The 21,162-nt window shown below is 67.6% G+C and carries 20 protein-coding genes and 1 pseudogene; 11 read left to right on the top strand and 10 right to left on the bottom strand.

Going from position 1 to position 21,162, the window contains the following annotated elements:
- Positions 1-226 (top strand): annotated as a pseudogene (locus V6M63_RS09955) (methyl-accepting chemotaxis protein); the annotation flags it as partial.
- A gap of 51 nt (positions 227-277) precedes the next feature.
- A complete protein-coding gene (locus tag V6M63_RS09960) occupies positions 278-3,133 on the top strand; it encodes a toll/interleukin-1 receptor domain-containing protein (RefSeq protein ID WP_332741428.1) in 2,856 nt (951 codons plus the stop codon).
- Positions 3,134-3,245: 112 nt separating this feature from the next.
- On the opposite strand, the gene V6M63_RS09965 is transcribed toward V6M63_RS09960, so the two are convergent.
- Together V6M63_RS09965 and V6M63_RS09970 are read right to left on the bottom strand one after the other, a co-directional pair.
- Positions 3,246-3,842 carry a c-type cytochrome gene (locus V6M63_RS09965; RefSeq protein WP_332741429.1) on the bottom strand — a complete coding sequence of 199 codons (597 nt, stop codon included), beginning with the start codon at positions 3,840-3,842 and terminating at the stop codon, positions 3,246-3,248.
- Between the two features lie 110 nt (positions 3,843-3,952).
- Positions 3,953-4,942 carry a LysR family transcriptional regulator gene (locus tag V6M63_RS09970; protein ID WP_332741430.1) on the bottom strand — a complete coding sequence of 330 codons (990 nt, stop codon included), beginning with the start codon at positions 4,940-4,942 and terminating at the stop codon, positions 3,953-3,955.
- A 96-nt stretch (positions 4,943-5,038) separates the two neighbouring features.
- Between V6M63_RS09970 and V6M63_RS09975 the strand changes: the two genes are divergently transcribed.
- Complete coding sequence (locus tag V6M63_RS09975) at positions 5,039-6,274, top strand: MFS transporter (protein ID WP_332741431.1); 1,236 nt, start codon at positions 5,039-5,041, stop codon at positions 6,272-6,274.
- A 39-nt stretch (positions 6,275-6,313) separates the two neighbouring features.
- On the opposite strand, the gene V6M63_RS09980 is transcribed toward V6M63_RS09975, so the two are convergent.
- Together V6M63_RS09980 and V6M63_RS09985 are read right to left on the bottom strand one after the other, a co-directional pair.
- The gene (locus V6M63_RS09980) at positions 6,314-7,291 is read right to left on the bottom strand and encodes a tripartite tricarboxylate transporter substrate-binding protein (protein ID WP_332741432.1); all 978 of its coding nucleotides are present in this window, start codon (positions 7,289-7,291) and stop codon (positions 6,314-6,316) included.
- 36 nt (positions 7,292-7,327) lie between these two features.
- Positions 7,328-8,494, bottom strand: a complete 1,167-nt coding sequence (locus tag V6M63_RS09985) for a mandelate racemase/muconate lactonizing enzyme family protein (RefSeq protein ID WP_332741433.1) — start codon at positions 8,492-8,494, stop codon at positions 7,328-7,330.
- 104 nt (positions 8,495-8,598) lie between these two features.
- Between V6M63_RS09985 and V6M63_RS09990 the strand changes: the two genes are divergently transcribed.
- Positions 8,599-9,498 carry a LysR family transcriptional regulator gene (locus V6M63_RS09990; RefSeq protein ID WP_332741434.1) on the top strand — a complete coding sequence of 300 codons (900 nt, stop codon included), beginning with the start codon at positions 8,599-8,601 and terminating at the stop codon, positions 9,496-9,498.
- Between the two features lie 165 nt (positions 9,499-9,663).
- Here V6M63_RS09990 and V6M63_RS09995 read toward each other — a convergent pair whose 3' ends face one another.
- Together V6M63_RS09995 and V6M63_RS10000 are read right to left on the bottom strand one after the other, a co-directional pair.
- Positions 9,664-10,410: a sulfite exporter TauE/SafE family protein gene (locus tag V6M63_RS09995; RefSeq protein WP_332741435.1), complete on the bottom strand. Its 747-nt coding sequence runs from the start codon at positions 10,408-10,410 to the stop codon at positions 9,664-9,666.
- A gap of 7 nt (positions 10,411-10,417) precedes the next feature.
- On the bottom strand, positions 10,418-10,852 hold the full coding sequence (locus V6M63_RS10000; RefSeq protein WP_332741436.1) for a hypothetical protein: 435 nt from the start codon (positions 10,850-10,852) through the stop codon (positions 10,418-10,420).
- A gap of 183 nt (positions 10,853-11,035) precedes the next feature.
- On the opposite strand from V6M63_RS10000, the gene V6M63_RS10005 reads away from it, so the two are divergent.
- Positions 11,036-11,413 carry a VOC family protein gene (locus V6M63_RS10005; RefSeq protein ID WP_332741437.1) on the top strand — a complete coding sequence of 126 codons (378 nt, stop codon included), beginning with the start codon at positions 11,036-11,038 and terminating at the stop codon, positions 11,411-11,413.
- A gap of 37 nt (positions 11,414-11,450) precedes the next feature.
- On the opposite strand, the gene V6M63_RS10010 is transcribed toward V6M63_RS10005, so the two are convergent.
- The 4 genes from V6M63_RS10010 to V6M63_RS10025 all read right to left on the bottom strand — a co-directional run bounded on the left by V6M63_RS10010 (position 11,451) and on the right by V6M63_RS10025 (position 15,830).
- Positions 11,451-13,031, bottom strand: coding sequence for an MFS transporter (locus tag V6M63_RS10010; protein WP_332741438.1), 1,581 nt, complete (start codon positions 13,029-13,031; stop codon positions 11,451-11,453).
- Positions 13,032-13,118: 87 nt separating this feature from the next.
- Positions 13,119-13,883, bottom strand: a complete 765-nt coding sequence (locus V6M63_RS10015) for a PEP-CTERM sorting domain-containing protein (protein WP_332741439.1) — start codon at positions 13,881-13,883, stop codon at positions 13,119-13,121.
- A 200-nt stretch (positions 13,884-14,083) separates the two neighbouring features.
- Positions 14,084-14,713, bottom strand: a complete 630-nt coding sequence (locus tag V6M63_RS10020; RefSeq protein WP_291090555.1) for a response regulator — start codon at positions 14,711-14,713, stop codon at positions 14,084-14,086.
- Complete coding sequence (locus V6M63_RS10025) at positions 14,691-15,830, bottom strand: hybrid sensor histidine kinase/response regulator (protein ID WP_332741440.1); 1,140 nt, start codon at positions 15,828-15,830, stop codon at positions 14,691-14,693. The genes V6M63_RS10020 and V6M63_RS10025 overlap by 23 nt, the downstream gene beginning before the upstream one ends.
- Before the next feature lie 176 nt (positions 15,831-16,006).
- Between V6M63_RS10025 and V6M63_RS10030 the strand changes: the two genes are divergently transcribed.
- The 6 genes from V6M63_RS10030 to V6M63_RS10055 form a co-directional block, all read left to right on the top strand.
- Positions 16,007-16,450, top strand: coding sequence for a hypothetical protein (locus tag V6M63_RS10030; protein ID WP_332741441.1), 444 nt, complete (start codon positions 16,007-16,009; stop codon positions 16,448-16,450).
- A 68-nt stretch (positions 16,451-16,518) separates the two neighbouring features.
- Entirely contained in the window at positions 16,519-16,881 is a 363-nt protein-coding gene (locus tag V6M63_RS10035) for a response regulator (protein ID WP_056268669.1), read from the top strand.
- A gap of 36 nt (positions 16,882-16,917) precedes the next feature.
- Positions 16,918-19,053 (top strand): chemotaxis protein CheA, encoded by a 2,136-nt coding sequence (locus V6M63_RS10040; protein WP_332741442.1) that lies wholly within the window; start codon positions 16,918-16,920, stop codon positions 19,051-19,053.
- A gap of 63 nt (positions 19,054-19,116) precedes the next feature.
- Entirely contained in the window at positions 19,117-20,007 is an 891-nt protein-coding gene (locus V6M63_RS10045) for a CheR family methyltransferase (RefSeq protein WP_332741443.1), read from the top strand.
- A gap of 95 nt (positions 20,008-20,102) precedes the next feature.
- Complete coding sequence (cheD, locus tag V6M63_RS10050; RefSeq protein ID WP_332741444.1) at positions 20,103-20,732, top strand: chemoreceptor glutamine deamidase CheD; 630 nt, start codon at positions 20,103-20,105, stop codon at positions 20,730-20,732.
- Between the two features lie 13 nt (positions 20,733-20,745).
- Positions 20,746-21,162 (top strand): response regulator (locus tag V6M63_RS10055; protein WP_332741445.1); only part of this gene is annotated, 417 nt, incomplete at its 3' end.

A 21,162-nucleotide genomic window follows, 5' to 3' on the forward strand; every position in this document is an offset into this window, starting at 1 on the left:
GGTGGGCGAGATCAGCAGCGCCACCAGCGAACAGAGTTCGGGCGTGGGCCAGGTCGGCGAGGCGATCAGCCAGATGGACAAGGTCACGCAGCAGAACGCCGCGCTGGTGGAAGAAAGCGCCGCCGCCGCCGACAGCCTCAAGCAGCAGGCCTCCCTGCTGGTTCAGGCCGTCGCCGTCTTCAAGCTCAACCGCGAACCGCGCCTGGGGATGTCACCGACGGGCTGACAACCGCAGCCGGGACTTGATCGCGCCACGCAGGGCGCCGATCATCCCGGCATGACCACGGTCTTCATCTCGTACTCCCGAAAGGACATCGAACCGGTGCGGCGCATGCACGCGGCGCTGGCCGCGCGCGAGCGCCAGACCTGGGTGGACTGGGAAGGCATACCGCCCACGGCCGAATGGATGCAGGAGATCCGCGGCGCCATCGATGCGGCGCAGGCCTTCGCCTTCGTGCTCTCCCCCGACTCGCTGGCCTCGCGCGTGTGCCGCGAGGAGCTCGAACATGCCGTGGCGCAGGGCAAACGCCTGATCCCGGTGGTGTGCCGCGACGTGGTGGCCGCCGACGTGCCCGAGCCGCTGGCGCGCCTGAACTGGGTGTACTGCCGCGAGCAGGACGACTTCGAGGCGGCGATGAGCCTGCTGGTGCAGGCGGTGGACACCGACCTCCAGCATGTGCAGACCCACACACAGCTGCTGCTGCGTGCGGTGGACTGGGAGGCCCGCGGCCAGGACAGCAGCCTGACCCTGCGCGGCGCGGCGCTGAGCGCGGCCGAACGCTGGCTGGCCGAGGGCGCGGCGCAGACCCCACACCCCACGGCGCTGCAGACGCGCTACATCCTGCAGAGCCGGCGCACCGCCGACCGGCGCCGCCTCAGTCTGCTCGGCGCAGCGGGCGCGGCCCTGGTGGTGGTGGCCGTGCTGGGTGTGGCCACCTTCATCGAGCGCCGCAACGCCGCACAGCAGCAGACGCTGGCCATTGCCGGTCGCCTGGCCGCCGATGCCGACCTGGTTCGTGAGCAGTCGGCGCTGGGCATGCCGGGTCAGACGCTGGAGCGCAGCCTGCTGCTGGCCGCGGAGTCGGCGCGACAACTCGATGCGGTGGGTGCGGCGGCCCTGCAGACCGACCGGGCCCTGCGGCGTGCGCTGGCCTTGCAGCCCGCCGGGTGGCCCGTGCGCCAGGGCTTCATGGAGCCACTGGGCGAGCGCGCCCTTGCGGTGCAGGCCGATGGCAGCGTGCAACTGGCCAGCGGCAGCCTGAAGCTGGAACGCTGGAACGCGGCCGGCGAACTGGCACATCCCGCACTCGAACTCGCGGCACCCCGCATCGGTGCGCTGGCCTTCACGCCCGGCGGGCGATTCGTGGTGACGCGCCCCAGCGACGGGGAGCGCGGCCGCATCGACGTGCGCGACGCCCAGACCCTGGAGCCGAGGGCCACCGTGCTGCACCCGGCGGGCGATGCCGACGTGGTCGCGGTCGATGCCCAGGCCCGCGTGCTGGTCGCAGCCTACGGCCGGTACGACGCCCGGACCAACCAGAGCACGCCCGACCGCACCCAGGTGGTCGACCTCGCGGACCCCGTGCAACCGGTGGCCGCGGAACTGCCCCACGCCAGCGACCTGGCTGTGAGCCCCGATGGCCGCTGGCTCGCCCTGCTGGTCGCGGGCCAGGTCCGCCTTTGGGCGCTCGAACGCCAGCCCGCGCTGGCGCTGCGGCCGGTGCCACTGGACCCCACGCAGCGCGAGGTCTGGCAGATCCTGTTCAGCGCCGATGGCAGCCACCTTGTGGCCAACCTTGCGGTGGGAGGGCTGGAGATGTGGCCGGTGGGCGAGACCCGCAGCGTGCTGGTGGGCGAGCCGCCGTTCTCAGCCCTGGCCGTGGGCCCACAGGCCCGCCTGGCCGTGGGGCGCGCGGGCGACAACCGGCTGCAGGTGCGCGACCTCGTGCGCGACCGTGAACTGGCCCAGCTGGAGTACCGCGACTACGATGTGCTGGCCTTCAGCCCCGATGGCCGGACCTTGGCCATCACGGGCACGAACGACGACGGTCCGGTGGTGCGGCTGTGGCGGCTCGACCAGGGCGGCAGCGACGTGCTCGACGCCGCCGCGGTATTGCAGCGCAAGACCCTGGCCTTCTCGGCCGACGAGTCGCAGCTGCAGGCGGTGGCCGGTGATGGACTGCGCACCTGGGCGCTGGCCCCAACGCCTGCCGGCACGGCACCCACCAGCCGCCCGCTGCCCTTGCAGGACACCATGGCGGCCCACAGCGCCGACGGTCGTGTGCTCGCCGTGCTGAGCGGGCAGCGGGTGCAGCTGGTGGACGCCGCCACCGGCGCCCCCTTGCGCGAACACCGCTTCGAAGGCCAACCCTCGGCGCTGGCCATCGGTCCGGATGGACAGGCGCTCGCCGTGGCCCTGCGGGGTGGTGGCGTGTGGTGGTGGGGCGATGCGCAGCAGGCCGAGCCGGTGCGCCTGGCCACATCCGGCGAAGTGCCGCAGGGCTTGCTCGCGGTGGGTGAGCGCGGCGCATCGCTGCTGGCGGGCGTGCCCGGCGCCATCAGCCGCGCAGGCCAGACCTGGCGGGTGCTGCGCTGGCATCCCCCTGCCGCCACACCCGTGGCCGACTTCGCGCTCGACAAGGACCGCTCGGGCCTCTTCATCAGCCCCTGCGGCTTCAGCCCCGACGCGCAGCGCGTGGCCAGCCAGCACCGCAGCGGCGGCATCGCCGTGCGCGACACCAGCAGCGGCCAGGTGCTGCTCCAGGTGGACCACACCGGCGGCGCACCGGCCTGCGCGTTCAGCCACGACAACCGGCAGCTCGCGGTGGGCACCGGCAGTACGGTGCGGCTGTGGAACCTGGAGACCGGCACCGAGAGCGGCCGCGTCGACGGCCTGGAGGCGCTGGACGCGCTGGTGTTCAGCCCTGGCAACCGCTACCTCGCCACCGCCGAGGGCGACGGGCGCACCCGCGTGTGGCTGCTGCGTCTGGCCGACCTGGTGGCGCGCGCCTGCGAGCGGGTGTCGCTGAACCTGGGGGCGACCGCCTGGAGTGGCTACCTCGGCGAGCGGCCCTACCGGCCGACCTGCCCTGGCGCGGCGGAGCCCAGGGAGGTGATCGAGGAAGGCCGCTGAACCAGCCACCGCCCGTGCGGTGGCCGCTCAGTCCGCGTGCTGGCCCGCGGCCTTGATCACCTTGTGACGTTGGCGGACCGGAGGTTGAAGCACCCGCTCATTCGCAGACAGGTCAGCGCAGAGACGCCAGGTGCGCGGCCAGCGACTCGATCTCGGCGTTGCTGAGATCGGCAAGGAGCGGATCCGGCTTCGCGGCGGCTCCGTGCGACCGGCGGCCGCCGCGCATCAGCTGCAACGACCATGCCGTGTAACGCGCCCTTTGCCCGGCGAGCCGCGCTGCACCGGCGTTCGTCCCCTGCAACGCTGGCCCGTGGCAGTCGGCGCATCGCAAGCGATCGACCAGCGCGCGGCCGGCATCGCTGCCATCCGATGCCGTGGTGCGCGGTGGGAGCAGTGCCGCATAGTGTTCGGCAAGGTCGTCGACATCCTGCTCGCTCAACTCCTGCGCGAGGCTCACCATCACCGGGGCGGTTCGCCTGCGCTCGCGGAAGGCACGCCACTGCGCAATGAAAGCGGCCTTCGGCTGCCCTTCGAGCAGCGGCAGCGTGGAATGGATCGTTTCCGTGGACGAGTGGCAGGAGACGCAGCGTGCCGCGGCGAGCCGTGCGCCGGATGCCGCGTCGCCAGCCATCGCTGCGTGCATGACCAGGATGCAGCCCGACAGCGCAGCAGCCGCGTGCCGGGAAAGGTGAGCGATCGAGCGCAGCATGCGTGGTCCGGCGGAATGGGAGCAGCAAGGATACTTATTCGCGTTGTCCAACGCGATGTAGACCTCAATGTCTGCAGGATATCCTGGCCACATCTCTGAGGCGGCTGCGTTCAGACGCAGGCCGCGCCGGGGGATGTCGCAATGGGGATGACGGCCACCGCCGCGCCCTGCAAGACCAGAGGGGCGGCTTCCCGCATGGCCGCCACGAAACGGCGCAGCCGGGCAGGATAGAAGCGTGCGTACGGATAGGTGAGGTACAGCGGCAGCGACGGCGCCTGCCATTCAGGTGCCAGCCGCACGAGCCGCCCCGCAGCGATGTCGTCCGCCACCATCCAGGCCGAGACAATCACCGCGCCCAGGCCCGCGAGAGCCGCATTGCGACAGACGTACAGGTTGTCCGAACTCAGCCTCGGACGGATCGCGAACTGCCGGATCTCACCGGTGGCAGCGTGCGTCAGCGAGACCTCGTTGCGGTAGTAGGTGCGCAGCGCCAGCCAGGGCAGGTCCGAGAGCGCCTGCGCATGCTGCGGCACCGGCGCACCCTGCAGCACGGCCGGGGAGGCCACCACGATGCGCGGCACGTCCACCAACTTGATCGCCACCACCGCAGGATCGCGCACCTCGCCGACCTGCAGCGCGCAGTCGATGCCCTCGCCAATCATGTCGTGAACGTCGTCGCGCAGCAGCCACTCCACGCTCATCAGCGGGTGGGCGTGCAGGAACTCGGCCAGCGGCCTCACGAACTGCTCCTGCCCGAAGGCGTGAGGCGCGAGCACGCGCAGGCTGCCCTTGGGCTCATCGCCGACACCACGCAACTCGGCCTCGAAGGCCTCCCAGTTCTCCAGCAGGACCTTGGCGCGCTCGAAGCAACGCTCGCCATCCTCCGTCAGGCGCATGGCGCGGGTGGAACGTTGCAACAGGCGCAGGCCCAACGTGCGCTCCAGCGCCTGCAGCCGCCGGCTGACGGTGGGTTGCGTGGTGTTGAGCCGGGCCGCGGCGCCCGACAGACTGCCCGCCTCCACGATGCGCACGAAGGTCTGCATCAGGTCCAACCGGTCTCCGGCGGCGGACGTTGCGGGTGGTGGCTGGACGTTTTTCATGCGTGCATCGTATATCTGAAGTGCCGATCCGCCGTCTACCGCTGGGCCAACGGGCATGTCAGAGTCGGGACCACTCCAAAAACAAGGGTTTCCACCATGTCACTCATCCGCACAGCGAATACCGACAACAAGGCGCATGCCGCCGACGCCGGGCTGTCTCCAGGCCTTACCCTCCTGCTCGCCACCGGCGCCGGCCTGGGCGTGGCTTCGATCTACTACAGCCAGCCGATGCTGGGCGTGCTCGGTGAAGACACCGGTGCCAGCGCCCAGACGCTGGGCCTCGTGCCCACGCTGACGTTGCTGGGCTACGCGCTCGGCATCCTGCTGACCTCCCCGCTCGGGGACCGCCACGACCGCCGCACACTCATCCTCATCAAGGTGGTGCTGCTCGTCGCCAGCCTGCTGGCAGCGGCGATGTCACCCTCGGTGGCGATGCTGCTCGCCGCCAGCCTGGCCATGGGCGTGGCCGCCTCGCTCGCGCAGGACATCGTGCCGGCCGCCGCCACGCTTGCACCCGAGGCCGAGCGCGGCAAGGTCGTGGGCACGGTGATGACCGGGCTGCTGCTGGGCATCCTGCTCTCGCGCGTGGTCGCCGGCTTCACCGCCGAACACCTGGGTTGGCGCGCCACCTTCCTCGGCGCCGCGCTGGCCACCACCGTGCTGGGCGCCGCCTTGTGGCGCTTCCTGCCGCACTTCAAGCCCACCACCCAGCTTCCCTACGGCGCGCTGCTGGGCTCGCTGCTGACGCTGTGGCGGCAACACGCCGCGCTGCGCCGCGCCGTGTTCGCGCAGGCCTTGCTCGCGGTGGGCTTCAGCGCCGTGTGGTCCACGCTGGCCATCTGGCTGCACGGCGCCCCGTTCCATCTCGGCGCGTCGGCCGCCGGCGCCTTCGGCCTGGCGGGCGCGGCCGGCGCGCTGGCCGCGCCGCTGATGGGCCGCCTGGCCGATCGCCATGGTGCGCACGCCATCACCTTGTTGGGCAGCGGCATCGCGGCGGTGTCGTTCGCGGCCATGGCCCTGATCCCATGGCTGCCGCACGATCTGCAACTGGTGTGGCTGGCCGCCACCGTGCTCGGCTTCGACCTGGGCTTCCAGTCCGCGCTGATCGCGCACCAGACCCTGATCTACGGCATCGACCCCGGCGCGCGCAGCCGCCTGAACGCGGTGCTGTTCGTCTCGATGTTCAGCGGCATGGCGCTGGGCGCAGCACTGGCGAGCGCGCTGTTTGCGCACTGGGGCTGGATGGCGGTGAGTGCGTTGGCGAGCGGGGCTGCAGTGCTGGCGTTGTTGGTGCGGTGGATGCCGGTGGGCGGTGCCACGCAACCCAACTGACGGGCGATCCCCTCGCCGCCATGCGGCATCCCTCACACCTCAGTCCGCGTACTGGCCTGCAGCCTTGATCACCTGGGACCAGCGCTCCTTTTCCGCCTCCAGAAACTTCCGGTGCCCGGCCGGTTCCAGCCGCTCGCCGGTGGTCACTGTCAGCCCCAGGGCCTCCTGCTTCTTGATGAGATCGGGGTCCGTGAGCGCGAGCTTCAACGCCGCGTTGAGCCTGGCGAGCACGGCCGGTGGCGTGCCCTTCGGGGCGTAGAGCCCGTGCCAGACCTGCACGTTGAAGTCGGACAGACCGGCCTCCGCCAGCGTGGGCGTGTCCTTGAGCACCGGGAGCTGCAGGCGCTGCAGACTGGTGACGCCATAGACCTTGACCTTCTTGCCCTCGATCTGGGGCACGGCGTTGGTCGCCTGTTCGCACATCAGGTCCACCTGCCCGCCGAGCATGTCGGTCATCGCGGGTGCGGTCCCCTTGTAGGGCACGGGTGTCATGTTGGCCTTCAACGCGCTCTGCAGCATCAAGCCACACAGGTGGGACGCGGAACCGACGCCCGCGTTGGCCAGGTTCACCTTGTCGCCGCTGGAGGCGATCCACTGCCGCAATTCGGCGAAGTTGTTCGCCGCGAGACCGGGCTTGCCGATGAGCACCGAGGGCGCTTCATTGACCACGCCCAGCGTTTCGAAGTCTTCAGGCACCTTGTAGGTGAGCTTGCGGTACAGCGCGGGCGCGGTGGCCATGCCGATGTGGTGCACCAGCAGGGTGTAGCCGTCCGGCGCGGCCCGCGCCACCTTGGCGGAACCGATCGTCCCGCCCGCACCGCCCGCGTTCTCGACCACCACGGTCTGCCCGAGCGGTTTGCGCAGCGCTTCCGCCACGTCCCGCGCGATCTTGTCGCTCGGTCCACCGGCCACGAAGGGAACGACGAGGGTGATGGGTTTGTCCGGAAATTCGGCGAACGCGAAATGGGATGAGCCGAGAACGGCCAGGCCGGCGGCCGAGCGCCAAAGAATGTTCATGTGTGTCTCCTCTAGTGGTGTGGTTCAGTGGTGCGCTCAGGCAGAGAGCGCCGTCATTTCGCGGAACAGGTCCGCCTTGCCTTCGAAACCGATGCCGGGCAGTTCGGGCAGCGTCACGAAGCTGTTCTCCACCTTGACGCCGTCGGGGAAGCCGCCGAAGGGCTGGAACAGATCCGGGTAGGACTCGTTGCCGCCCAGGCCCAGGCCGGCCGCGATGTTCAGCGACATCTGGTGCCCGCCGTGCGGGATGCAGCGGCTGGCCGACCAGCCGTGTTCCTTGAGCATGTCCAGCGTCTTGAGGTACTCGACCAGGCCGTAGCTGAGTGCGCAGTCGAACTGCAGCCAGTCGCGGTCCGGGCGCATGCCGCCGTAGCGGATGAGGTTGCGCGCGTCCTGCATCGAGAACAGGTTCTCGCCGGTCGCCATCGGGTTCTTGTAGTAGTTGCGCAGCGTGGCCTGCAGCTCGTAGTCGAGCGGGTCGCCCGCTTCTTCGTACCAGAACAGGTCGTACTGCGACAGCGCCTTGGCGTAGGCGATCGAGGTGTCGAGGTCGAAGCGGCCGTTCGCGTCGACGCAGAGCTTCTGGCCGTCCTGCAGCACCTCCATGATGGAATCGATGCGGCGCAGGTCTTCGTCCAGCGAGGCACCACCGATCTTCTTCTTCACCACCGTGTAGCCGCGGTCGATGTAGCTGCGCATCTCGTCCTTGAGCTTGTTGTGGTCCTGCCCGGGGTAGTAGTAGCCGCCGGCCGCGTAGACAAAGATCTTGCGGTTCGGCTTGCCGTCGCCGTAGCGGTCGGACAGCAGCTGGAACAGGGGCTTGCCCTCGATCTTCGCGACGGCGTCCCACACGGCCATGTCGATGGTGCCCATGGCCACCGATCGCTCACCATGCCCACCGGGCTTCTCGTTGGTGAACATGGTGTTCCAGATCTTGTGCGGGTCGAGGTTGTTGCCGCTGTCGTCGATCAGGGACGCCGGGTCGGCTTCCATCACGCGCGGGACGAAGCGTTCGCGCATCAGCTTGCCCTGGCCGTAGCGGCCGTTCGAGTTGAAGCCGTAGCCCACCACCGGCTTGCCGTCGCGGATCACGTCGGTGACCACGGCCACGAGGCTCAGCGTCATCTTGCTAAAGTCGATGTAGGCATTGCGGATGGGCGAGCTGATGGGAATGGTCTTCTCGCGGATTTCAACGATCTTCAAGGATGGCTCCTGGTGGTGTGCTTTGAGAGCCCGTATGGTCGGCGTCGCCGGATGGCCTGGCCAATGTTCTTTTTCGCTGCTTCCATGCACTGGACGAACCGCTCATGAATTTCACCTGGCTCGAAGACTTCGTGGCGTTGGCGGCCACCGGCAATTTCTCGCGCGCAGCGGAAGACAGGCACAGCTCGCAACCGGCCTTCAGCCGCCGCATCCGCGCGCTGGAAGAATGGGTCGGCGTCGACCTGTTCGACCGCAGCACGCAGCCCGCGCGGCTGACCGAGGTCGGCGAATGGTTTGCCGGCGTGGCGCACGAACTGATCACCCGGGTGGAGCGTGTTCCGGGTGAAGCCCGGCAGGTCGCCGAGGCCAGTTCGGTGACGCTGCGCATTGCCTCCACGCACGCGCTGTCGTTCACCTTCCTGCCGCGCTGGTTGCGCGGCCTCGAGTCCCGGACCACGCTGGGGCCGGTGCAGCTGATGTCCGACGTGCTGCAACGCTGCGAGGCGCTGATGTTGCAGGGCCAGGTGCAGTTCGTGCTGACCCACTCGCATGCCCATGCACCGGGTGCGCTGGACGCGGAGCCGTACCGCAGCGCCCGCATCGGCGAAGACCGGCTGATCGCCGTGTCGGCGCCCGATGGACATGGAAAACCGCAGCATCCACTCGTCGGCTCCAGGAGCGCGGCCGTGCCGGTGCTGAAGTACACCGAAGAGTCGGGCCTGGGCCGGATCACGCGCGCCGTGCTGGACCGCCGGCTGGAGGCCTTTCCCATGCAGGTGGTCTTCACCGCCCACCTGGCCTCCGTGCTCAGGACCATGGTGCTCGATGCACGCGGCCTGGCCTGGTTGCCCCAGACCCTGGTGCAGGAAGACCTCGACCAGGGCCGGCTGGTGAGCGCCGCGGGCAGCGACTGGAACGTGCCCCTGGAGATCCGCCTGTACCGCAACCGCGAACTGCTTGGCCGTGCCGCGGACGCCTTCTGGAAATCCGCGGCCGGGGTGTGACGCTCAGAGCTTGAGAGTGAATCGGGCGTGTCCGAGCAGACCGCCCAAACACCCCTGATCAAGGCGCAAAGCACAGCCATAGCTCGGGCTATGGCGCGCATTTGCAACGCCGATCAGGGGTGTTTGGGAGGGATGAGCGGGCATGAACGATTTGCTCTCAAGCTCTCAGGCCAGCAGGCGCGGCACCGCTGCCACCAGCATCGCCACGCCCGAGAGCGCGAGCAGCGACAGAACCAGCTTGCGAAAGGCCACCTCGCTCAGGCCCACATACAGCCGTGCGCCCAGCAGCACCGGCACCAGCAGCGCCACCGCCACCACCGGCAGCAGCGGCCACATCTCGCGCGTGATCGCGCCCGTGGCCACGTAACCCAGCATGGTGAACGACAGGGCGGCGAGGTTGAAGTTCTGCACGATGGCGCGCTGCCGGTCTTTTTCCATGCCGCGCAGCGTGCACCACAGCGTGGGCACCACGCCGGTGAAGCCACCGATGCCGCCCATGAAGCCACCGGCCGCGCCAGCCACGCCATCGGCCAGGCGACCGCCACGCGAGATGCGCGGCAGGCGCGACGACACCAGCATGGCCGGGCACCAGACCACCAGCACGCTGCCCAGGATCAGCTTGAAGACATCGGCGTTGAGGTGCGGCAAGACCGCGACGCCGATGGGCACGCCCACCGCACCCCCGGCCAGGAAGGGCCACAGCGCCGGCCAGCGAAAGCCGCGCCGGGTGGTGAACACGGCCACCAACTGCCCGGTGAGCGAGCCGAACACCGCCAGCACCGCCGCCACGCGCGGATCGATGCCCCAGACCCAGAACGACATGGCCACCATGCTGAAGGCAAAGCCCGAGAGGCCCTGCACAAAGCCGGCCACGGCCGCGCCCACCACCAGCAACCAGAGCTCGGGTGTCACGCCGCGCTCACTCCCACGTCAGACGGGAGAGCTTCCACTCGCCCGAGATGCGGCGCCATTCCAGTCGCACCTCGTAGGGCGCGGCCCGCTCCGGGATCAGCCCCTGCGCGCCCGTGACCACCACCTGCGCCTGCGTGAGGCCGGACTGCGGTGCGGTGGGGTCGATGCTGCTCTTGCGTGAGAGGGCGATCACCTTGACGCTGGCATAGCGCAGGAACATGAGCGTCATGGTCTTGCGCGCCCAGTCGCGGTCGAACTCGGTCTGGGCCTGGAAGCCCGCATCCAGCTGGTCGATCACCGCGCCGGTTTCCTTGGCTTCCAGGTTGTCCTGCAGTTGCTGCACGGCGGCCTCCAACTGGGCCTGCGGATCGTCCTTGCCGCAGGCGGACAGGGTGAGGGCCAGTGCCAGGAGGAACGGGGTCAGGAAAATTCGGCGGTCCATCTGCGGTCTTTCAAGAAGGGACGTTGAACAAGGGTTGAACAAGGCGCTGAGCGCTGCCCGCATTCTTACCGCTGCCGGCAGTGGCAAGGCGCCACCGTTGGGCCTATGCTCGCAGACCCGGCGGCTGAACCGGTCGTCCACTTCGGGCATCCGCTGTGGCGGCGCTGGGCGAAAGGACTGAACATGCTGACCAACGCATCCGTCACGACCATGCTGCCTGTCATCGACATGGCACGCGCCCGCGCCTTCTACGAGGGCTCGCTGGGCCTGCAACCCGGCGGCTTCAAGCCCGATGGCAAGTTTGTCTACGAGATGGGGGGCAGCACGCTGGCGCTGTTCCCCAAGCCCGAAGGAACCAAGGCCGACCACACGGCGATCAGTTTCAAGGTCACCGACATCGCCGCCAGCATCGCGGAACTCAAGCGCGCGGGAGTCGCCTTCGAAGACTACGACTTCCCCGGATTGAAGACCATCGATCACGTGTGCGTGCTGGGCTCGGAGAAGGCCGCCTGGTTCAAGGACACCGAGGGCAACTACCTGTGCCTTCACGAGGACCTCTGACAGGACACGACGCCCTGACGCCCGGCCGGTGCGGCCCTCAACGCTCCGCGATGTAGTGCGACATGGTCGCGCTCTCACCGTCGGCGAGGAAGGCGCGGATCTCGGTTTCCAGCGCACGGTCGGCCACGGTGGCGCGGGCGCGCTGGTGCAGGTAGTCGGCCCACGAGGCCACGATGAAGCGCTCCACGTACCGCGAAGGCTCGCCCAGGTCGCGGTAGACGCGCCAGAAGCTCGCGCCATCGCGCCGACGCGGGTCCTTCATGTGGCTGATGCTGTCGAGAAACGCCTGGTCAACGCCCGGCCGGATGCGGTAACCCACCTCCACCGCCACCGGGCCAGCCGACGGGCTGGGTTCGTCCACCACGAAGAGTTCGTCCCATGGCGTGCCCTGCGTCACCTCGTGCAGCGCGCCCATGCGCAGCGGAAACGGACGCACCAGGAGCAGGCCGGCAGCCATGACCACCCCGGCAGCCACCAGCGCGGCGGTGAGGCCGGCGATGTCGGACACGGCGCCCCAGAAGGCCGAGCCGATGGCGAAGGCCCCCAGCGCGGAGACGATGTGCAGCGCCACGGCGCGCGAGCGCACCCAGGGCGGCGCGCTGGCCTGGGTGGCGGTGTTGAAAGTCGACATGGTGGCCATCCACGCCGCACCGCCAAAGGCCATGGCGACGTAGACCACCCAGGGCACACGCACCCACGCGGCGAGCAGCATGACCGCGGCAAACACCGCGCAGCTCAGTGAAACGATCGCGTCCAGCGCGAAGCGCGCGCGCAGCCGGCCGATGACCAGGCCCGAGGCCACGGCGCCCGTGCCCAGGCACCCCATGAGAAGACCAAAGCCTTCGGCACCGGTGCCGAGCTGGCGCTGCGCGATCACCGGCAGCAGCGCCCACAGCGCCGAGCCGGCCGCGCTGAACGCCATCACCCGCACGAGCTGCGCCAGGATGATGCGCGAGTGCCAGGCAAAGCGCAGGCCACTGAGCGTGCCGCCCCACAGGCGCTCGGGCGGCAGGCTGGACGGCGGGTGCGCGCGCGGCGGCCAGCGCCGGATCGACTCCCACATCACCAGCGTGGTGAACACGGTGACCACGAACACCCAGCCCGCGCCCAGTCGGGCAAACAGCAGGCCGGCCAGCGTGGGGCCGATGGCGCGTGCCGCGTTGTAGGCGATGCCGATGGCGGTGATGGCCTGCGGCCACTCTTCGCGCGGCACCGGGTCGACCACCGAGGAGTTCCACGCCGGTGTGAGCACCGCCGTGCAGCAGCCGCACACGAACACCAGGAACAGCACCGACCCTGGCCCACCCCAGCCCGCCAGCACCAGCGCGGCCAGCAAGGTGCAGGCGGCCACTTGCGCGATCAACGCGCCCGAGATCAGGCGTCGGCGGTCGGTGGTGTCGGCCAGCACACCGGCGGGCAGGGCCAGCAGGAACATGGGCAGGAACACCGCCGTCTGCACCAGCGCGGCCAGAAACGACGAACCGGTGAGCTCGACCATGAGCCAGGCCGCCGCCATGGTCTGCATGCCGGCGCCGATGAAGAAGACCGCGCCGCAGATCCACAGTCCCCGAAAGGCGGGTTGGCGCAGGGGACTCCAGATCGAGGTGGGGGCGGTCATGGGCCATTATTCCGCAGGCCACCCCTCCCCCTGTCGAGCAACAAAAAAGGCGGCATCCAGGCCGCCTTTTTCAATGGACCCGGCGGTTCAGCGACGGGCGCGCTGGCGGCGCAAGGCGCCCACACCCACCAATGCCACGCCCAACAAGGCCAGCGTGCCGGGTTCTGGAACCGCTGCGACGACAACAACGGGTTGCGCAGCATCACCGGTGTTCGTCGGGGTGTCGGGGAGGCCCGGACCATCGTCCGGCAAAGGCTGGAGAGCACCAATGTCTTCGAAGATTTCGGGTTCAGGAGGCAGGTCTGGGACCTCATCGTTGCCAGGGCCGCCGGGGGCGGTGACGCCGGGCGGAGGTGGGTTGTTGGCTGCGTCGTCTGGGCCGGAGGGCGGCGATCCGCCGTCACTGGAAGCGACCAGTTCCTCACCCGGAGCCACGGAGCCTGCGCGGGCGCCGCGCCCGAACGGCCCGGTCGCACCCGGTCCCATGGATGACATGCCGCCGCCACGCAGCGAGCCCCATCCAGCGGGCATGGCGCCCCGGTTGCTGGAATGGCCTCCACCGGCCACGCCACCCAACACGCCCAGAACACCGTCGGCATTTTCGCCAGCGGGAGCAGCGGGTGTCTGCACGGCCACGTCATGGAATCCCACCGGAATGGATGGGTCCATCGCTGGTGCGCCCCGCACGCCTTCATTTTTGACCGTGACATGCGCCACAAGAGTTTGATCGGTACCCACATCACCGATCAGCTTCAACGCATGGACCTTGATGGCGGGGACCGACAGCGCCGCGACCGATATGGCGATTGCCGACAACGCCACAGCCGAAGCCACTTTCAAATAGGTGTTCATGTGAGTGCCCTGAAAAATCCTTTTGAACCCACTCTGGACATCAGATTGGATTCACTCGGGGCATTCACAGCACATTGCGTGCCAGTTCAGTAATTTACCTATGTAACAACACGTTGCAATTTCATGAAGGGGGCCAGGCACAAAAAATGCATGGCGAGTGTCAATTTTTCCGACACCTGCAAGAGTCAGGGCCGACGGCCCTAGACGATGCCGTTGCGAATCGCGTAAACCGTGAGTTCGGCGTTGTTGGCCAGGTGCAGCTTCTCCAGCACACGGGCGCGGTAGACGCTCACGGTCTTGGGGCTGAGCATGAGTTCCTCGGCGATGTCGGAGAGCTTCTTGCCCGACGCGATCTTCTGCAGGGTCTGCAGTTCACGTTCGGACAGGCTGGCGTGCAGCTCTTCGCTCTCGGGCGCGTGCAGGTTGTCCACCAGCATCTGTGCCACCTCGGCGGTCACGTACTTGCGGCCCTGCATCACGGTGCGGATGGCGGCCACCAGCTCGGCTGGCTCGCCGGCCTTGTTGAGGTAACCGCGCGCACCCGCCCGCAGACAGCGGATGGCGTACTGGTCTTCCGGGTACATGGAGACCACCAGCGTCTTCACGGTGGAGCCCTCTTCCTTCAAGGCCGCCAGCACCTCCAGCCCGCCGCGTCCGGGCATGTTGAGGTCGAGCACGAGCACATCGCACTCGGTCTTGCGCATGGCTTCGCGCAGTTCGGGGTAGCTGCCGGCTTCGCCCACCACCTGGATGTCGGTGGCTTCCGAGATGGTGTCGCGGATGCCGCGTCTCACCACCGCGTGGTCGTCACACAAAATCACCTTGATCATGGGCTTCCTCTGCGGTTTTCACCGCGTTGTCCGGGTTTTGGGGTGATGTCAGGGGCACCGACAGGATGACCGACGTGCCCCGGGGAGAAGTGCTCACGTCGAGCCAGCCGTCCACCTTGGCAGCGCGCTCGCGCAGGCCCAGCAGCCCGAAGGACTTCGTCTTGCGCTGGGCGTCCGGGCTCATGCCCTGCCCGTTGTCGGTGACTTCCAGCGTCAGCACACCCTCGCCATCGCTCAGGTCGATCTCGACCGCGGTGGCCCTGGTGTGCTTGGCGATGTTGGTGAGGGCTTCCTGCGCCGTGCGGTACGCCACGAGTTGAATGTCCAGCGGCACGTCGATCTGGTCGGACGATCGGCGGATGGTGACCCGCAAGCCGCTGCGGCGCTCGAAGCCGCCGGCCAGCCACTGCACCGCGGCCACCAGGCCCTGGTCGAGGATGGGTGGGCGCAGGTTCATCATGATGCGCTGGCTTGCGCCCAGCGCGTGCTGCAGCATTTCCATGGCCGTGCCCACGTGCTTGAGCACGTCGGCATCGGTTTCGCGCCGCCCCACCCAGGCCAGGTCGAGCTTGACGGCCGCCAGCGCGCCGCCGATGTCGTCGTGGATCTCGCGCGCGATGTTGGCGCGCTCCTGTTCGATGCTGGTCTGCAGATGCTCGGCCAGTTCGGCCAGGCGCTGGCGCGATTCGGCCAGCTCTTCGGCAGCGCGCGCTCGCTCGCGCCGCGTCTCCGACACCTCGATGGCTCGCTCGATCACGTGCGAGAGGCGGTGCATGCTGTCCTTGAGCAAATAGTCGCTCACACCGCGGTGCATCGCATCCACCGCCGCCGTCTCGCCGATGGCACCGGAGAGGATGACGAAAGGAATCTCGATCCGCATCTCGCGCACCACGTCCCAGGCATCCATGCCGGTGAAGCCGGGCAGGTGGTAGTCGGCCAGCACCACGTCGAAGCGCCCGCTCAGCAGTTCGCGGCGGAAATCGTCCAGCGTGTCGACCAGCACCACCTCGCTGGGCAGCTTGCTGCGCTGCAGGGCGAACTTCACCAGCGCGTGGTCCACCCGTGAATCCTCCAGATGCAGGATGTGAACCGGTGGTTTGTCGAGGTTCTCGGGCATGCCGGGTGGAATGTTGGGGTACCGGGATCGGCCGGGGTTGCCCGGTGGCTGGTGGCCGCGATTGGACAACTCGGGAAATGGTGCTGAATTTGGCCGGTTATCTGCCGATACAGCTTCCTACAGACCTTGAAAATTGTACTGCCCACCCTACTCCGTTCGCCCTACCGAGCAACAACATGGACCACCTGACGATGCAGCATCCCCCGCCGTGCGTCTCCCTGCCCGTGAATCTGGTGGCCAATCTCCAGGACTCGCTGCTCATGGCGGTGACCGACCTGCAGCGCCTGGAAGGCCTGCTCGACCACGCCACCTCCAACTTGATGGAGCGCTTCGGCACGGCCAACGAGGCCCTGGGCGCGCTGCCGGAAAACCGCCAGGGCGAACTGGGCCCCATCCGCACCAGCCTGCACCAGGCCGTGACCGAACTGCAGTTTCACGACATGGCCACCCAGTTGATCGTGCACACCGGCAAGGTGCTGCAAAGCTGCGCCTGGCGTCTGGCCGAAGAGGCCATGGAACCCGAAGAGGGCGAGATACCGCTGGGGCTGGACCCCATGCCCGAGCGCCCCAGCCCGGTGACCCAAAGCGAGATGGACGCCGGTTCCATCGATCTGTTCTGATTTTCCCGAATCCCCGATTCAAGACCCTTCGGTATCTGCCGATATTTGACCGAAACACGGAGTAAGCCATGCGATCCATTCTTGCCGTAGACGACTCGGCTTCCATGAGAAAAATGGTGTCGTTCACCCTCACCGGCGCGGGCTACCACGTGGTCGAAGCGGTGGATGGTCAGGACGCTTTCGAGAAAGCCCAGACCCACAGCATCGATCTGGTGCTCACCGACCAGAACATGCCCAACATGGACGGACTGAGCCTCACGCGCAAGCTGCGCGAGCACCCCAAGTTCAAGACCACACCCATCCTGATCCTGACCACCGAGTCCAGCGACCAGATGAAGCAGGCTGGCCGCAGTGCGGGTGCCACGGGCTGGCTGGTCAAACCCTTCGATCCCAGCCGGTTGATCGAAGTCATTCAAAAAGTCATCCGATAAACGCGTGCCGCTCTCAAGCAGCCAAGGAGACCCCACATGGGTGAAATGATGAATGAAGGTCAGAGCCTGGCCAACGACATTGACCTGAGCCAGTTCTATCAAATCTTCTTTGAGGAAGCGGGCGAAAACCTGGACACGATGGAGCAGATGCTGCTCGCGCTGGATGTGGAAAAAGCCGACGACGAGGAGCTCAACGCGATCTTCCGCTGCGCCCACTCCATCAAGGGTGGTGCCGCCACCTTCGGCTTCGCCGACGTGGCCGAACTCACGCACCAGATGGAGTCGCTGCTGGACAAGCTGCGCCGCCACGAACTCAACCCGACCGCCGCCATGGTGGACGTGCTGCTCGAATCCAGCGATGCGCTGCGCCTGCAGCTCGGACACCACCAGGGCCGAGGCAACGAATCGCCCGCCACCAGCAGCCTCGTGGCGCGCATCTATGCGCTGGCCAACGGCGAAGAGGCCGAAGCCACCGACGCCGCACCGGCACCGGTGGTGGCCGCACCCGTGGTGGTGGTTGAAGCTCCCGCTCCCGCCCCGGCCCGCGTGATCAACAAGCCGGTGGTCAAGGCCACCCGCGAACTGGAAATCCACATCGGCCCGCTGGACAACGTGGCGCAGGCCGACGGTGTGGCAGAACTCTTCCGTGACATCCCGGGCCTGGGCACCATCGAGCCCCTGCCCTGCGACCAGGTCAACAAGCGCGTCTACCGCGCCACCACCACCTCGTCCGACGCGGACCTGATGGACCTCTTCACCTTCCATGTGAGCAAGGAAGAGATCCGCATCGTCGACTGCGCAGCCCCCGCCGACGACGCCCCGGTGTCCGCCGCGCCAGTCCTGGCCGACGGCCAGGACTTCGGATTCTTCGAAGGCGCGCCGGGTGTGCCGGCCCACGCCGTGGCAGCCGCCGCACAAGCGGCGATCACCGCGCCCGACAGCACCGCCAAACCCGCTGCCGCCGCCGCGCCGAAGGTCGAAGCCCGCGCCAGCGCACCGGCCGCGATGGAGTCGAGCACGCTGCGCGTCTCGGTCAGCAAGGTGGACCAGCTCATCAACCTGGTGGGCGAACTCGTCATCACCCAGGCCATGCTGGCGCAAAAGAGCCGCGAGCTCGACGACGGCGCCAACCAGCCGTTGCTGGCGGGTCTCGCCGACCTCGACCGCAACACCCGCGACCTGCAGGAAGCGGTGATGTCGATCCGCATGATCCCCATGTCGGTGGTGTTCAACCGCTTCCCGCGCATGCTGCGCGACCTCGCCAGCAAGCTGGGCAAGAAGGTCGAGCTGGTCACGCAGGGCGAATCGACCGAACTCGACAAGGGCCTGGTGGAGAAGATCACCGACCCGCTGACCCACCTGATCCGCAACAGCTGCGACCACGGCATTGAAATGCCGGAAGACCGCCGCGCCAAGGGCAAGACCGAGCACGGCACGATCACGCTGTCGGCCACGCACGAAGGCGGCTCGATCCTGATCGAGGTGCGCGACGACGGCAAGGGCCTCTCGCGCGAGAAGCTGCTGACCAAAGCGCGCGAGAAGGGCATCGACGCACCCGACTCGATGACCGACACCGAGGTGTGGAACCTGATCTTCGCGCCCGGCTTCTCCACCGCCGACGAAGTGACCGATGTGTCCGGCCGTGGCGTGGGCATGGACGTGGTCAAGAAGAACATCACCGCGCTCAACGGCACGGTGGAAATCGACTCGGCCGAAGGCTACGGCATGCGGGTCTCGGTGCGCCTGCCGCTCACCCTGGCCATCATGGACGGCATGTCGGTGCGCGTGAGCGAAGAGGTCTACATCCTGCCGCTGTCCAGCGTGATCGAATCGTTCCAGATCAAGCCCAACGACATCAACACCCTGGCGCAAGGCGCGCAGGTGGTCAAGGTGCGTGACGAATACATGCCGGTGATCGAGCTGGAGCGTGTGTTCCAGGTGCCTCGTTTCGAGCACAGCGGTGCCAGCCCGATCATGGTGGTGGTGGAAGCCGACGGCCAGCGCGTGGCGCTCATGGTCGACGAATTGCTCGGTCAGCAACAGGTGGTCATCAAGAACCTGGAGTCGAACTACCGGCGCGTGCCCAACGTCTCGGGCGCCACCATCCTGGGCGACGGCAAGGTCGCACTGATCCTGGACACATCGAGCCTGGTGCGCCGCTCGCGGCACTGAATCCTTTCGACGAACAACCCGCGCGCCTGGCGCGCCCAGTCCCCTACCGGTCAGGACACCCCGATGCTGCAGCAGACCCCTTCCCCTCAACGCATCGCGCGTCCGGTGCCTCCGCCACGCGCGGCGGCGTCCGAAGACGGACCGCTGGCAGAGGGCCGTGAGTTTGTCTGGTCCGACGCCGACTTCTCGCGCATCAAGGCGCTGATCTACAAGAAGGCCGGCATCAGCCTGCACGACGGCAAGCACGCCATGGTCTACAGCCGCGTCTCGCGCCGCCTGCGCGAAACCGGTCACGACAGTTTCAAGACCTACCTCGACTGGCTCGAACACCACGACGGTGCGGAGTGGCAGGAATTCATCAACGCACTGACCACCAACCTCACGGCATTCTTCCGCGAGCAACACCACTTCGAAATCCTGGCGCAGATGTTTGCCGCCAAGCGTTCGCAGAACTGGCGCATCTGGTGTTCGGCGGCCTCCACCGGCGAAGAGCCCTACTCGATCGCCATGACCGCCTCCGAGGGCCTGGGCGCCGGCGGTTCGTTCGATATCGTCAACAGCGACATCGACACCAAGGTGCTGGCCACCGCGCAGCGCGGCGTGTACAAAACCGACGGCACCAAGGGCCTGAGCCCCGAGCGCATGCAACGCTTCTTCATGCGCGGCAAGGGCAGCAACGAAGGCTTCATGCGCGTGAAGCCCGAGCTGCAGAAGAACATGACGTTCCAGGCCGTGAACCTGATCCACGATCTGCCGTTTCGTGAGCCCTTCGACGTGGTGTTCTGCCGCAATGTGATGATCTATTTCGATGCCGCCACGCAGCGCCAGGTGCTCGAGCGCATCCACCGCGTCATGAAGCCCGGCGGCATGTTGTTCGTGGGTCATGCCGAGAACTTCAGCGACGCCCGCCATCTGTTCACGCTGCGCGGAAAAACGGTCTATGAACGCCTTTGAAGGCAAAACCATGACTCCCCCACGCTCATCGTTTCACGTATCGCTGCCCCCTGAGGGGGTGGTTCAGCACCTTCGGGCGGCCGGGCGGCGCTGACATGACCGCGGCCCCCACCTCCACACTCAACCAGCTCAAGGCGCGCAAGAGCAAGCCGGGCGAGGCGAGTTTTTTCTATCACGACCACCACTTCCACCAGGACTCGGTGAAGGTGCTGCCCGGCGAGTACTTCGTGACCACCGACGACATGATGGTGATGACGGTGCTGGGCTCCTGCATCGCCGCCTGCATCTACGATCCACGCGCGCGTGTCGGCGGCATGAACCACTTCATGCTGCCCGACGGCGGCAACGACGCGGGGGGGCGCTATGGCTCGTTTGCGATGGAACTGCTGATCAACGAGATGATGAAGCTCGGCGCGCGCCGCGAGACCATGCAGGCCAAGATCTTCGGTGGTGGCCAGGTGATGCACACCTTCACCACCATGAACGTGGGCGAGCGCAACACGCAGTTCGTGCTGGACTACCTGCACACCGAGCGCATCGCGGTGATTTCCAAGGATGTGCTCGACATCCACCCACGCAAGGTCTGCTACTTCCCGGCCACCGGCAAGGCCATGGTCAAGCGGCTGGCCCATTCGCACCCCGAAACACTGGAAACCCAGGAACGCAAGAGCAGCGCCTCGGTGGCGGCCAAGGCCACGGCTGGCGGCTCCGTTGATCTGTTCTAAGGGAGAACAAGACATGGCAAAAATCAAAGTGGTCGTGGTGGACGATTCCGCCCTGGTGCGCAGCCTGCTCACCGAAATCATCAACCGCCAGGCCGACATGACCTGCGTGGGCGCCGCGGCCGATCCGCTGGTGGCGCGCGAGATGATCCGTGAGCTCAACCCCGACGTGATCACGCTGGACGTGGAGATGCCGCGCATGGACGGGCTGGAATTCCTCTCGCGCTTGATGCGCCTGCGGCCGATGCCGGTGGTGATGGTCTCCACCCTGACCGAACAGGGCGCCGAGACCACGCTGCGCGCGCTGGAAATGGGCGCCGTGGACTTCGTGGCCAAGCCGCGCATCGGCGTGAGCAGTGGTCTGCAGGAGCTGGCCGGCGACATCGTGGACAAGATCCGCGTGGCGGCGAGCGCCCACGTCAAGCGCCTGCCG

Origin of the sequence: Hydrogenophaga sp., assembly GCF_036675665.1 — a bacterium.
Lineage (GTDB): Bacteria > Pseudomonadota > Gammaproteobacteria > Burkholderiales > Burkholderiaceae_C > Hydrogenophaga.